Annotated in this window: 11 protein-coding genes and 1 pseudogene; 4 read left to right on the forward strand and 8 right to left on the reverse strand. The window is 59.0% G+C overall.

Annotated elements, in window-relative coordinates:
- The first annotated feature begins 95 nt into the window (after positions 1 to 95).
- Positions 96 to 434 carry a zincin-like metallopeptidase domain-containing protein gene (locus tag ACIQUG_RS20575; protein ID WP_402323757.1) on the forward strand — a complete coding sequence of 113 codons (339 nt, stop codon included), beginning with the start codon at positions 96 to 98 and terminating at the stop codon, positions 432 to 434.
- Between the two features lie 90 nt (positions 435 to 524).
- Here the strand turns inward: ACIQUG_RS20575 and ACIQUG_RS20580 are convergent, their stop codons facing one another.
- The 4 genes from ACIQUG_RS20580 to ACIQUG_RS20595 all read right to left on the reverse strand — a co-directional run bounded on the left by ACIQUG_RS20580 (position 525) and on the right by ACIQUG_RS20595 (position 3,434).
- Complete coding sequence (locus tag ACIQUG_RS20580) at positions 525 to 797, reverse strand: WGR domain-containing protein (RefSeq protein ID WP_402323758.1); 273 nt, start codon at positions 795 to 797, stop codon at positions 525 to 527.
- 157 nt (positions 798 to 954) lie between these two features.
- A complete protein-coding gene (locus ACIQUG_RS20585) occupies positions 955 to 1,440 on the reverse strand; it encodes a ProQ/FINO family protein (RefSeq protein ID WP_402323759.1) in 486 nt (161 codons plus the stop codon).
- Positions 1,441 to 1,566: 126 nt separating this feature from the next.
- Positions 1,567 to 3,144 carry a type IV secretory system conjugative DNA transfer family protein gene (locus tag ACIQUG_RS20590; protein ID WP_402323760.1) on the reverse strand — a complete coding sequence of 526 codons (1,578 nt, stop codon included), beginning with the start codon at positions 3,142 to 3,144 and terminating at the stop codon, positions 1,567 to 1,569.
- Entirely contained in the window at positions 3,141 to 3,434 is a 294-nt protein-coding gene (locus tag ACIQUG_RS20595; protein ID WP_402323761.1) for a mobilization protein, read from the reverse strand. The genes ACIQUG_RS20590 and ACIQUG_RS20595 overlap by 4 nt, the downstream gene beginning before the upstream one ends.
- 225 nt (positions 3,435 to 3,659) lie before the next feature.
- On the opposite strand from ACIQUG_RS20595, the gene traA reads away from it, so the two are divergent.
- Positions 3,660 to 6,956, forward strand: a complete 3,297-nt coding sequence (gene traA, locus ACIQUG_RS20600; protein WP_402324601.1) for a Ti-type conjugative transfer relaxase TraA — start codon at positions 3,660 to 3,662, stop codon at positions 6,954 to 6,956.
- A gap of 230 nt (positions 6,957 to 7,186) precedes the next feature.
- Here traA and ACIQUG_RS20605 read toward each other — a convergent pair whose 3' ends face one another.
- From ACIQUG_RS20605 to ACIQUG_RS20620, 4 genes and pseudogenes are all read right to left on the reverse strand, one after another.
- Complete coding sequence (locus ACIQUG_RS20605; protein ID WP_402323762.1) at positions 7,187 to 8,371, reverse strand: hypothetical protein; 1,185 nt, start codon at positions 8,369 to 8,371, stop codon at positions 7,187 to 7,189.
- 2 nt (positions 8,372 to 8,373) lie between these two features.
- Positions 8,374 to 8,748, reverse strand: coding sequence for a hypothetical protein (locus ACIQUG_RS20610; protein ID WP_402323763.1), 375 nt, complete (start codon positions 8,746 to 8,748; stop codon positions 8,374 to 8,376).
- 225 nt (positions 8,749 to 8,973) lie between these two features.
- The gene (locus ACIQUG_RS20615; RefSeq protein ID WP_402323764.1) at positions 8,974 to 9,357 is read right to left on the reverse strand and encodes a DUF2750 domain-containing protein; all 384 of its coding nucleotides are present in this window, start codon (positions 9,355 to 9,357) and stop codon (positions 8,974 to 8,976) included.
- Positions 9,358 to 9,713: 356 nt separating this feature from the next.
- A pseudogene (locus ACIQUG_RS20620) lies at positions 9,714 to 9,892 on the reverse strand (IS3 family transposase); the annotation flags it as partial.
- A 342-nt stretch (positions 9,893 to 10,234) separates the two neighbouring features.
- On the opposite strand from ACIQUG_RS20620, the gene ACIQUG_RS20625 reads away from it, so the two are divergent.
- Together ACIQUG_RS20625 and ACIQUG_RS20630 are read left to right on the forward strand one after the other, a co-directional pair.
- Positions 10,235 to 10,432: a hypothetical protein gene (locus ACIQUG_RS20625; protein WP_134888141.1), complete on the forward strand. Its 198-nt coding sequence runs from the start codon at positions 10,235 to 10,237 to the stop codon at positions 10,430 to 10,432.
- Entirely contained in the window at positions 10,422 to 12,485 is a 2,064-nt protein-coding gene (locus ACIQUG_RS20630; protein ID WP_402323765.1) for a recombinase family protein, read from the forward strand. Before ACIQUG_RS20625 ends, ACIQUG_RS20630 begins: the two co-directional genes overlap by 11 nt.
- Positions 12,486 to 12,500: the final 15 nt, after the last annotated feature.

The following is a 12,500-nucleotide window of genomic DNA, read 5'->3' on the forward strand; positions in this document are numbered from 1 at the left end:
GGACAGACCGCAAGCGTTCTTATGCCGAGATCCTTCGCCGAAAACATGGCTTATTCCTCGCTCCGCGCGGCATAATCCGGAACCCGGCATAATGGGTGTTATGCCGATATCGGCATAACATCCACTGGACAATGAAGGAGACGCGTCTCGCCAGAAACCTTGGCTACAAGAAGTGGGGCGATGAGGGATACGCCAAGGAAGAACTGGTTGCCGAACTCGGCAGCGTCTTCCTCTCAGCCGATCTTGGCATTGCGATCGAACCGCGCGAGGATCATGCCGCCTATATCGCCTCATGGCTGAAGATCCTGAAGAACGACAAACGCGCCGTGTTCCAGATGGCCGCCCACGCCGAGCGTGCGGTGACCTACCTGCACGGACTGCAGCAGACCGCAGAAGACGCGGCAGCCACCGCCGGCGAACCGGCTATGGCATAGGGAAGATGTTCTTTGGCCTCCGGGCTGGATGTTTCAAATCCAGCTTGGAGGCATTTTGCCGGCGTCGCCCCGCGTGCGGGGCGACCAAGATCAGGTGACCGGCTTTTCTGCCGGCGCCCGCATTCGCGGGCGATACCCGCGCCGAAGCTTTCGGCGCACGAGCACAAGGAAGAGACGAATTGCTTCGTCCTCCCGAGAGAACCCGTGGGCTGCCGTTTGCCCCAGCGCACCAATGCGTCCCCAGCGGCGGGTAAGGCAGATTTCGCCGAAGAGGTTGCTGCCGATCTCAAGCGAATAGAACCGCGCCATGTTGCGGCTCGCGTCTCGGCGCTCGATGTACAGGCGATAGGGCTGCGTGATCATGGACGTAGAATCGCGCGTTCCCGCCCGACCGTCCAACGACACTTATGAATCGGTCTGGCGCCATCGATTCATTTTCGTGATGAACGAGGTTTCGGCGAGCCTCGCTCGCAACCGTGCGGGCTTGACCTTTGAATTGCTGACGGAAGCGGCGCCTTTTCTAGCGCGGCGCGTCTTTCCGTCTGAGCAGAAGAGCGCTGATCGCGTCGCGCTTTGACGCTGATGCGGCAAGGGAAGACACCGAGGCTTCGGCGCTGGAGCCATTGCGCGCCTTAAAACTTTCGTACTTCTTGAGCGCATCCAGACGATCGGCGTCTGAGACCGGCTCAACCGGCTCGCCGTTGATGTCATGGCGCATAGAACCCGGCCGTGCGACCGCGACCTGGTAGCTGCGCGCGTGCACGTAGGTTGCCAGCGCCTTGCGCAGAGCTGAGACGCTGACGTCCGGTTTCAGGAGAAGGCGGACCTCGCTCCAGAGCCCAAGCGCAAACGGCCGGATCGGATCGCCAACCTTGGCGGGAAGAACGGCGATGGGCCGAATGAGTAGGGCATTGATCGCCGCGGTCTTGGCGACCTCCCGTTCTCGCGCCAGAACCAGGCTTGAAGTCCCCCGAGGAGATTTGATCGTCGGTTGTTTCTGACCCATCGCAATTCGTCCCATCCAAAAAACGCCGTCGGTCAGGACAGGTCACGCACATGCAAGCCGACGACATCACTTCAACTGCAGAGCATCTAGTGCGTGTGGGCTAAGACTTGAAGTGGTGCAATCTCGCTATTGCGGCCGGGTGAACAGGCCGTCGAACTCCTTGTCCTCGAAGTACCGGATTTTTGCGACGACGGCCGGCGACTGCCCTTGGCGCAGCAGGATCATCTTTTTTCCCGACAGCCGCAGGATCTCGTCGGCGTTGATGAGATCGCGCGCCGCGATGTGTTCGGAACTGGAAGTGGCGCCCTTGCTCCAGGATTGGGTGATGTAGTTTGCATCTCTCTTGCCGATCGTGCGGGCGATCAGTTCGGCGGTCTCGATGTCGTTGACGCCGAAGACCTGAAGGATCGCGGCGTTCGACAGGAACGTTCCGGCGAGGCGGCCGTAGGTGGCTCTGAGCTGATGGATGTCCTGGAGGATCGGCCAGAGCTGGACACCGTAGCCGGCCATCAAACCCATGGCGCGTTCAACCGGAGCCAGGTGACCAAGGGCTGCGAACTCGTCGAGAAGATAGAGGACCGGACGGCGAGCTGCGGTCCGTTCGCGGGCCATCGCAGAGAGGCTTTGCGCGACGAGCAAACGAAGCCAGCGGGCATAGTTCGACAGCCTGTCTGGCGGCAGTACGAGGAAGATCGACACGTTTCGGCGCTTCAGATCGGCGAAGCCAAAGTCCGAACGGCTGAGCACCGCCGTCATGCGCGGACTGTCGAGGAAATGGGTGTGGCGTTGCGCGGCCGACAGCACGCCGGCGGCCTCCCGGTCCGATTTGCCGAGATGCCGATTGGCAGTACGGGCAATCAGCCCGTTCGCTTCATCCATCGCCTGCATGCGCGCCAGCAGCGCGAGGAAGCGTTCCGGTGCCAAGGTGAGATATTCGCGCAAGGTTCCAAGGTGCCGGCGCCCAGGCGACTCCGCGACAACGATCTTGAGGATCAGACCGGCGACCAGCGCTTTGGCTTCCTCGTTCCAATGTGCTTCGCCACCTGTCCCAGGTTCGTCATAGACAAGTGCGTCGGCAAGCGTGCTTGCGTCTTCGGCAACATCGAGGCCCTCCGGACCGAGCACGTCGAGCGGATTGTAGGCTGATGATTTCTGATCGGTTGCTTCAAAGGGATCGAGAACATGGACCGGGCCAAATCGCTCACGCGCGCGGCCTGTGATATCCGCGTTCTCGCCCTTCGGGTCGATGCAGATGATCGAACGATCGGCAGTCAAGAGGTTCGGGATAACTGTGCCAACGCCTTTGCCCGTCCGCGTCGGCGCCATGGTCAAAAGGTGGGCCGGTCCATCATAACGCAACAGATCTCCCGACGCCGGATCGCGCCCGATCAGCAAGCCGTCATCACCCGCGGCGAGCTCTTTCAGTTCGCGGTCGTTGGCCCAGCGCGCCGTTCCGAATACCGAGGTCGCGATGTTCTCAGTGACGAAGGCGGCGATGAAGCCGAGCACGCCGAGCGCGATCGGAAGATGTTTCGCGATCACGGTGACGACGTCGTTGGCAAGGCCGTATTCGGCGCCGGCGATCAGGTGGATGAGAACGTTTGCAAACAGGATCAGCGCCGAAAGCACCATGCCAATGAGCACGCAGACGATCGCAAAAAACGGCGCCCTGATCAGCGACTTCAGGAACGAGGCGATCGTCATTCTACGGCTCGGATGTCCGCCCCGATCTCAGCTGAGTTCAGAATGTCGTCGAACAGCGCCCTGTCGCCATCGCGCACGAGAAAGCCGGGCAATTCTCGTTGCAGCCAGTCTCTCAGTCGGCGGGTAAACTCAGGATCGTTGCATTGCTCCAGCCGGTGCAGCACGAGGGCGCCAAGCAGGATCTTGCGGCGGGTATCCTGGGCGCGCTCCTGTTTTCCGAGCCGAGCCTTGAGCGTCTTCTTGCGCTCCTCCAGTTCGGCGAGGCGCTGTGAGATCGACTTGCGTGCCATGAGATTCTCCTGATGCTTGTGGTATCCGAGAGTTTTGCCATTGCGCGTTGTGGCCGGAAGTTAGTCGCCGGTGCGGAATGCACAACCCCGAATTGTTATGGGGAGGGTGCATCTTGCATAATCCCGGACGGAGAGAGCGGAGCGAACGAAGCACTGAAGGGCGCACTTACGAGTTGCTGCGCAACTCAGTGCTTGGTATGGTTGTGCGACTTTGGAGAGTGTCGCTTGGCCATCTACCATTGCAGCATGAAACCGATCGCTCGAAGCGGCGGCCGTAGCGCGGTTGCCGCCATCGCCTATCGCACGGCGACAAAGATGCTGAATGAGCGCGACGGCATCGTGCACGACTTCACGAACAAGCGGGGCGTCGAGCATTCCGAGATCTTGCTTCCGGATGGCGTCGAGGCTGCCTGGGCGCTCGATCGTTCGACGCTCTGGAACGCAGTCGAGAAAGCCGAGAACCGCAAGGATGCGCGGGTCGCCCGTGAGTTCGAAGTGGCGCTGCCGCATGAGATGACTGCGGCCGATCGGCTGGCGCTGACGCGTGACTTTGCGCGTGACCTCGCCAACCGTTACGGCGCCGCTGTCGACTTCTCCATCCACCTACCACAGAGTGAAAGCGACATCCGCAACGTCCACGCGCATGTGGTGATGACGACGCGGGTGGTGACGGAACAGGGGCTCGGCGAAAAGACGTTGATCGAGCGCGAGAACAAGTGGCTGTTGAACCATCATCAGCCGACCTCGCACATGCAGCTACGCGAGATCCGAGAGCTTTGGGAACATCACACTAACCGGCATCTGGCGCGGCTCGGTCTGGATATTCGCGTCGACCATCGCTCGCATCTGGAGCGCGGTCTTGAGATCGAGCCGACCGAGCATATGGGCGTGCATGCGTCGCAGATGGACCGGCGCGGTCTGGACGTGTCGCGCGAGCGGATCGATCAGAAGGCGGCGCGAAAAAATGCCGAGTTGATCCGCAGACAACCGGAGCAGGTGCTTGCGATTATCACCGGGGAAAAGAGCGTGTTTGATCGTCACGATGTGGCGCGCGCACTGCATCGCTACATCGACGATCCCGATTGGTTCCGCAATGCGTTTGCCGCGGTCATGGCATCATCGGCGCTGGTGGAACTGAAGCCCGAAACCAAGACCGAGCTTGCGCGCTATTCGACGCGCGAGATGGTCGAGATCGAGCACGCGATGGCGGCGGGGGCGGAGCGCATGCGCCAGTCGGAAAGACATCCGGTCCATCGTCGTCATGTCGAGCGGGCGCTGAGCATTCAGGACGATGCCATTCGGGCAAGGGCCGCCACGTCCAATTCGAAACCGTCTGGGCTTGCGGGGGAGGAACGGGTGTCGGATCGCACCGGGACTGCAGGCCAGGTTGGCCTGAGCGACGAACAGCGTCTGGCGGTTCATCACATCACCGGCTCTGAGCAGATAGCTGCGGTGATCGGCTTTGCCGGAGCGGGCAAGTCGACGATGCTGGCCGCTGCGCGTGATGCCTGGGCTGCCCAAGGGTATCGTGTGCATGGCGCCGCTCTTGCCGGTAAGGCAGCCGAAGGCTTGGAGGAGTCTTCCGGCATTGCCGCGCGTACGCTCGCATCCTGGGAATACGGTTGGCAGAACGGCAAGGGTCTGCTCTCAAGCAACGACGTGCTCGTCATTGATGAAGCCGGCATGATCGGAAGTCGCCAGCTGGCGCGCTTCGTCGCCCAAGCGGAGATCTCCGGCGCCAAGCTGGTTCTTGTCGGTGATCATGAGCAACTGCAAGCGATCGGCGCCGGCTCGCCGTTTCGGGCGATCGTCGAAAGGGTCGGTGCAGTCGAGCTCTCGGAAATCCGCAGGCAGAGGCACGCCTGGCAACGCGAGGCGTCCGTGGCCTTTGCCACGCATCGCACGGGCGAGGGGCTTTCGCTTTATGCCGAGCGTGGGGCTGTGCAGTTTGGCGATAGTCGCGATGAGGCGAGGGCAGCACTGGTGCGAGACTACCTGGCGGACACCGATACCCGGCCCTCCGGATCACGCATTGCGCTTGCCCATCGCCGCGTCGACGTCAGAGCGATCAATGCCGAGATCCGCGTGGGTCTTCAGCAGCGTGGATCGTTGGCGAAGGGCGCCGAAGAGCATGATGTCCTTGGCCGGGAAGTCGCCTATCGGACGAATGACGGGGAGCGGTCCTTCGCGCACGGCGATCGCATCGTGCTGCTCGAGAACAACCGCGATCTCGGTGTGAAGAACGGCATGCTCGGGACCGTGATCGCCGTCGAGCCGGACGCACTACATTTACGTCTCGATGGCGGGACCGGCGGGAACAACAGCGGCCGGGCGGTTTCCATACCGGTCAACAGCTACAAAAGCTTTGATCACGGTTACGCCACGACGATTCACAAGTCGCAGGGGTCGACGGTCGACCGCGCCTTTGTCATGGCGTCGAGAACCATGGACCGCCACCTTTCCTATGTTGCCATGACACGCCATCGCGACGCGGTGCATCTCTATGCGGGACGCGACGAGCTCAAAGATATGAAGACGCTGAGCGCAAGCATGGGACGCTCGGGGGCGAAGGAAACGACGCTCGACTACACCGGTGCCTTTGCCGAGCGTCGGGGGATCGCCGAGCGGCTTGGTCTCAGCAGCGAGATCCAGATCGCAGCGAGTCAGGAACATGTACCGCTGGCACGTTCATCGAAGCCGACCGACGAGCGAGAGCGCCAGAGGGAGGTGGCTGCGCCGTCCCCTGATCGGTCACTCGGGGAACGCCGTACCGTCGAGCCGCTTGTCCCGGCAATTACATCGTACGCACGCAGCGTCGATGACATAGCCCGCGAAAAAGCCACGCCGGTTTTTGACCGCGCAATGGAGCCAGTGCGTTCTCTCGCGCGGGACATCTTTGCCGGTGCGAATGGCGTTGCTGCCAAGATTGCCGTGGCGATCGTCGACAAAGGCATCGATGGAGATGCGCTTGCGAAAACTGTGGCGGAGCGTCCGGAGCAGTTCGGCGAGCTCCGGGGCAGGGCGGGGCTACTTGGCGAGAACAAGGAGCGCAAGGCAGCTCGTCAGTTTGCGCGCGCGCTCGGCAATCACGTTGAAGCAGCCGCCGAGACCTGGACGCGGCGACTGAAAGCTGAGCGCGATGCTGAGACCTGGCAGCGGGAAAAGAGAGACGTGGTCGAAGTGCCGGGGCTTACAGAGCGCAGCGAGAGCATTCTGAAGCAGCTCGATCAGTTGCCCCAGGCACAGAAGGCGCAGTTCATGGAAGAACTCGCGCGCAATCCTGAGGGACGGGAAGCGCTCGATGAGGCAAAGAAGATCGCACACACGCTCGAGCAGCGCTTTGGCAGCTCAGACCCGCGCACGTTCAAGAAGGAGCTGAACCGCCTTGGGCTGGCTGAGACGGCGAAGATCGAGCGCATCACTGAGGTCGCCCAGCTTGTCGATCGGGCGCACCGAGCCGAGCTGAGCCGAAAGTATGAACTTTCCCGAGGATTGAAGAAGGGGCTGGGATTGGGGATGTAATGCAACGGTTCGTGAGCCGACTTCGCATCTCTCAATTCTTAAAGGCGTGATTTTGGCGATAATGCTCGCCATCTCCGATTTGAAAGCGGGGTTTTCAGAGCCGGCAAAAAAGGCAGAAGCCGCAGACATCCGACAATTTCCATAAATATGTTCGCGCGAGGTGCCATAATATTGGATCCAATTAGGCGTGGCATATCCATCCCTCGGTCCCGCTCAATCATCTGGTAGGCTTAACGCGTTGCTTCGGGGTGTTTCGCCCGCGATGGACGCTTGATGAGATCAGACAGCTTTGTTCTTTGACCGGCCCATCTTAGTAGCCAGACTTGCGAGGCAGCGATCAGGACAAAAAAATCATCGAGTCCGCTCCAATACGCATCGGCAAAATCGCGCGCCATAAAATTGTCTGCCACGAAGTTTCGGTAGACTTGAACCCGTTGCAGCAAAAGACGTTCCTCCTCCAACTCTCCGGCCATTTGGTCCGGATCTGAGATCGACTTATCAACAATTTTCGCGACACGTCGGATCATATTAAAGTGGCGCAAAACCGAAAACGCCAGAGCAGGCGCCCGGGCGTGAACACTGGCAAGCACCGGATCCCGCGCAGACGCGATCAAAAACAAGCTGCTAGCCGCCCTATCAGCTTCGATTTCCTCCCTGTGGTTTCTGCGCGTTGATTTGAAAGTATGCTCTAAAATATGCCCGAGCTCATGCAGAGCGAGGAACAGGTCTGCGCCAATGATTAGTGGGCCGTATTCCGCCTTGATATGTTCGCCGAATAAGGGATGGTTCCAAACCGGGGGCGCGAGATCAAGTGGGATCTTGTACCTACTGTACGAGAAGCCTGTATGGATGAGGCGGGCAAGAGAAGTCTCATGTTCAAGCGGGCGCCGCGAAAGCTCGTCATATACGGCCTGCCCGGACGTTCTCTTCCGGCCGCTACTTGCATTGTCTGCGCCGCTCTTCGCATATATCTCGAAGAAAGTGTAAAGAAATTCCTTTATATACTTTACATATGCGGACGTTACGCAAACATATTTATAGCTTTCACTTGTGAAACTCTCGGCATTCATATTGGCGGTGTTGGAGATGCGAAAGCAGATATTGCCAAACTTAAGATAATTAGGATGATCTGGCGATACATCGGCGAGTACATCTAAGAGTTTTAGCTGTATGTATTGCTCCATCGGTGTCGAGAAGTTCTGGTCTTCCAAAGCCCAGTTATAATCGAAATCGCGGAAGAGCCGACGATTGTCGTTGAACACCCTTCTTTTGAGGTCCGATATCCAATTTTCATCGAAATTGACGGTAACGGTTCGGCTTTCGTCGGTGAAACGTGTTAAGCGCGACGAGTCTGAATCTCTGTAGAAAGCCACCTTGTCGTAGTGATCGACGATCGGAGCCTTGACGTTTGTCATGGTCAGTTTGTCGGGTGATAGTCGAAATGGGCTGTCCACTCTGCTTTGCAAAAGTCCGGAAGGCCGTCTTTGTAAAGGAGCACCGCAACAGTAGCTGGGCTGAGACCCAAGATAAAACCAGCGATACAATCCGTGATCGCAGCTATCACCAAATGTTTAGTCTCTGTTTGGTTTTCTGACCAAATGCGGAACACCGTAGGTGACCTGCAGATTTTGTCGCGAAGCTTGCTACGGATGTTTTCATAAATTTCTCGTCCGCGAGCAACAAGATCGGTTGGGCCCGCAAATTTTCCTGTACTGGCTCCAATTTCTCGGAGCAATTCCTCCCGATCGGCTTCTAACAACCTTGTAATGTTTGCTTCGCTTAATTCCAACATTTTCCGACTCTTGCACTGACCAGCTCGTTGCTTTCACGTCCGGTGGAAATCGCCCATTCCAATCTGTTCTGGGGGAAAATGTCTGCCAATTTGTTACCGCAGCGTGGTTTTCCGAAAAGGGCGCCGGATCATCTCCGAAAAAGGAAATGGATTGGAAGAAAAAAGGCATAAAAAACAAAGAGTTAATCGCATAACGCGGATTATGGAACTTTCTGCGTAACCGGATCAATAGTTTTGCAACTCTTCCTGAAGTGCCGCCATCAACTCGTCGACCGGCGGCGTAACCCCCTTGCTGGTCGGCGTGAAAAACACGCCTGGCAAGACACCTTCCAGCTTCAACTTTGGCAATAGCACTTCCGTGAAATCGCCCAAGCTGATTGCGCGCGGCTCAAACCCGCTCCACTCGTTCAGAGTGCATACCCGTGCATATTCCTTTGCAGGCCACAGCGGAAAAACGGTTGTTCCATCATCCGCTTCGGCAAGAGCCCATCCATCTTGATACAGCCCCCATACTTCCTCCCAATCGGCGATGACTTTGACAAAGTGCTCGAAACGCTTAACGACCGGCAAGGCTAGTACTGCCTCCATCTGCCTTGGACTTACCTTCATGATTAGTGCTCTTTATAGCCAGAGTCGTTTGGCGTTCGCTCAACCACATCGTGCTGCAAGTGATGCAGGTCTCAACTATAGAAATCAAGTTCTAAAACCCGTGAGATCTTCAGCCCGCTCCCTGATCCCATTGAACGGTGGGGGGTGCAATCGCTCCGGTGATACTGACAGCCCAGCTAGACCCTGCAAGATCAGGCTCCCTAGCCCGCGGCCTTCGCCGGATAGATCCTGCGCCGGGCACGCTCCTCAGCCAGCAGTGTCAGTACCGGAACAATACTCCCCACTAGTGCCGCTTTCAAACTGGCGATGCAGGATATGCTGGCATATTAGGATACCGCTGACCTGCCACTGAATCTTCATCCAGCTGCGACTAGAGCCTCCGCGGTTCTGAATACGCCAAGTGGCGCGGTGGGAGCAACCGGCGGAAACGCGAAGCTTGATCTTGCGCAGCGTTGGAGCCGGTTGCGGCGATGGACCCGGCATAGTCTGCCGGGGTCTGGTATCCGAGCGATGAGTGCGGCCGGAAATGATTGTACAACACGACGACAGAACACCCACGGGACCGAGGTTCGCGAGCTTTTGTATCCGTGGCATCCCTGGTCCGGGCGATTTGTTCACGTCCATGAGGCGCTGTCCAAAGGGACGCATATTTTCCGCTGCAGCCTTTCTGGTTCTTCTTCTGATCGACTTCTTGAAGTCCCAGCATGGATGTTCGACCGCTCCGTGAGCGGATATTGGCGCAGCCTGCCAGTTCCGCACGTCGATCTCGCAACCCTGCATGCTTTGGCAAAGTTACTGGAAGACGCTGATGCCTCATCGCAAACAGCGGTAATGGGCGCAGCATTGGTCTCTCACGAAACGAGTCGGAGAGATGTCCATGCCTCGCCAGTCCATGACATACCAGTTCGATCTGTTCTCGGCCCCTCAGCGGGGGAAGACGGCAGGGACGCCGCAATGGCCGGAGTTGCCGCAGGAGACCCGCCAAGCGCTGACGGTGCTCATCGTGCGACTGTTCGTCGATCACGCAAACTGCGGGCGCGTCTCCCAGCAGAAGGAGACCGGTCATGATGCATGAGAAGATCGGACCGCACCATCTTGAGCGGAAGGCCATCCTCTATGTTCGGCAGTCCTCAGCTCACCAGGTTCTGCACAATCGCGAAAGCAGCGCCCTCCAGTACGCTATGCGGGACCGACTGGCAGCACTCGGCTGGTCACATATAGAGACGGTGGATGACGACCTTGGTCGTTCGGCCGCCGGCGGCGTGACCCGCGCTGGATTTGACCGGATGGTGGCGGAAGTCTGCCTTGGCAAGGTGGGCGCCGTGGCCGCGCGTGAGGTATCGCGCTTCGCCCGGAACAGCCGGGACTGGCAGCAACTCATCGAGATGTGCCGTGTTGTCGATACCGTCCTGGTCGACCAGGAAGCGGTTTATGCGCCCCGCCAGGGCAACGACCGCCTGCTTTTGGGTTTGAAGGGCAGCCTCAACGAGTATGAGCTCGATCTCTTGCGTCAGCGTTCCCTTTCCGCCCGCTATGAGAAGGCTCGCCGGGGTGAACTCGTCGTCACTGTTCCGGTCGGCTTCGTAAAGGCCGGTGACAGTATCGAGAAGGATCCCGACCGACGCATCCAGGAAGCCATTGCACTCGTCTTCAACAAGGTTGCCGAACTCGGCAGTGCGCGGCAGGCTCTGCTATGGTTCCTTGAGCAGGGGCTGGACCTGCCGGTCAGGTACGCCAATGGTGACGTCATCTGGCGCAGGCCAAATTATGCCACCATCTACCGGATGATTGCGAACCCGATCTACGGCGGAGCATACGCTTATGGTAAGAGTCGCTCCGTGCCGGGATACGATGGCCGATCTGGAATTCGTCGCAAGACGCGTGATGAATGGTTGGCGCTGATCCCGGATGCACACGAAGGTTACGTCAGTTGGGAACGGGCGGAGGAGATCCGCAAGATGGTCAGCAACAATGTGCCGTCCAGCCGCCATCACGGAGCGCCGAAGCATGGTGACGCTCTGCTTGCCGGCCTTTTCCGTTGCAAGAGGTGCGGTCGGAAGCTGACAGTCCGGTACACCGGAAACAATCATAATATTCCGCGCTATTCCTGCTGGCGTGGCCTACTCGATAATGGCGAGCCCCGCTGCATTGCCTTCGGCGGTCTGCGGGTCGATGACGCGATCGAAGAGGCACTGCTCGGCGTGGTCGAACCAGGAGCCGTTACCGCCGCCATCGAGGCGGAACGTAATATGGCCAGCCAACGCGACCAGGTTCAGGATGCCCTGCTGCGCGACCTCGAGGCGGCGCGCTATGCCGCCGACCGGGCATTCCGACAATACGACGCGGCTGATCCGGAGAACAGGCTGGTGACGTCGGAGCTCGAAGCGCGCTGGAACAAGGCGCTTGCTCGCGTCGGCGAGATCGAGGCCAAGATTGCCAAACATCGGACAGTTACGCCGCAGCCGTTGCCCATGTCCGCATCACAGGCAACCGCACTTGCGGGAAACCTTCGCACCGTCTGGACGGCGCCGACAACCGACGCGAGGCTGAAGAAGCGCATCGTGCGCACGCTCATCAATGAAGTGGTTGCCGATCTCGATGATGGAACCTCTGAGATCGTCCTCGTCATTCATTGGGTTGGTGGCGTCCATACCGAGCTGCGCCTGCCGAAGCGGCGCCGCGGGCAAAGAAACGCGACGCCTGACGACATAGTCGACGCTGTGCGACAGCTCGTCCTTATTGCCAATGACGATGTGATTGCCGGTGTCCTCAATCGCAATGGACTGACGACCGGCAATAGCAATCGCTGGACACGGGAGCGGGTCACTGCGCTGAGGTCATATCGCAAGATTCCGGTCTTCCGTCCCCAGATCGACGGGGTCGAGCCGTGGCTTAATTTGGGCGGTGCGGCGAAGTTGCTCGGGATAACGCCAAAGACGCTGCGTCTGGCGGCCGAGGCCGGAGAAATTGAGGGAGCTCATCCGCTACCGGATGGCCCATGGATCTTCAGCCGTTCAAGACTCGCGACTCCACAAGCACGTCAGATCCTCGATCGTGCCCGGCAAAACCCTCGACACCCCACAGGATCGCCTGCCAATCAGGAAAGTTTATTCTCTTCAACAACATAGAAAGATGGGCGTTAT

It is taken from the genome of Ensifer sp. NPDC090286, assembly GCF_044769565.1.
Taxonomy (GTDB): domain Bacteria; phylum Pseudomonadota; class Alphaproteobacteria; order Rhizobiales; family Rhizobiaceae; genus Ensifer.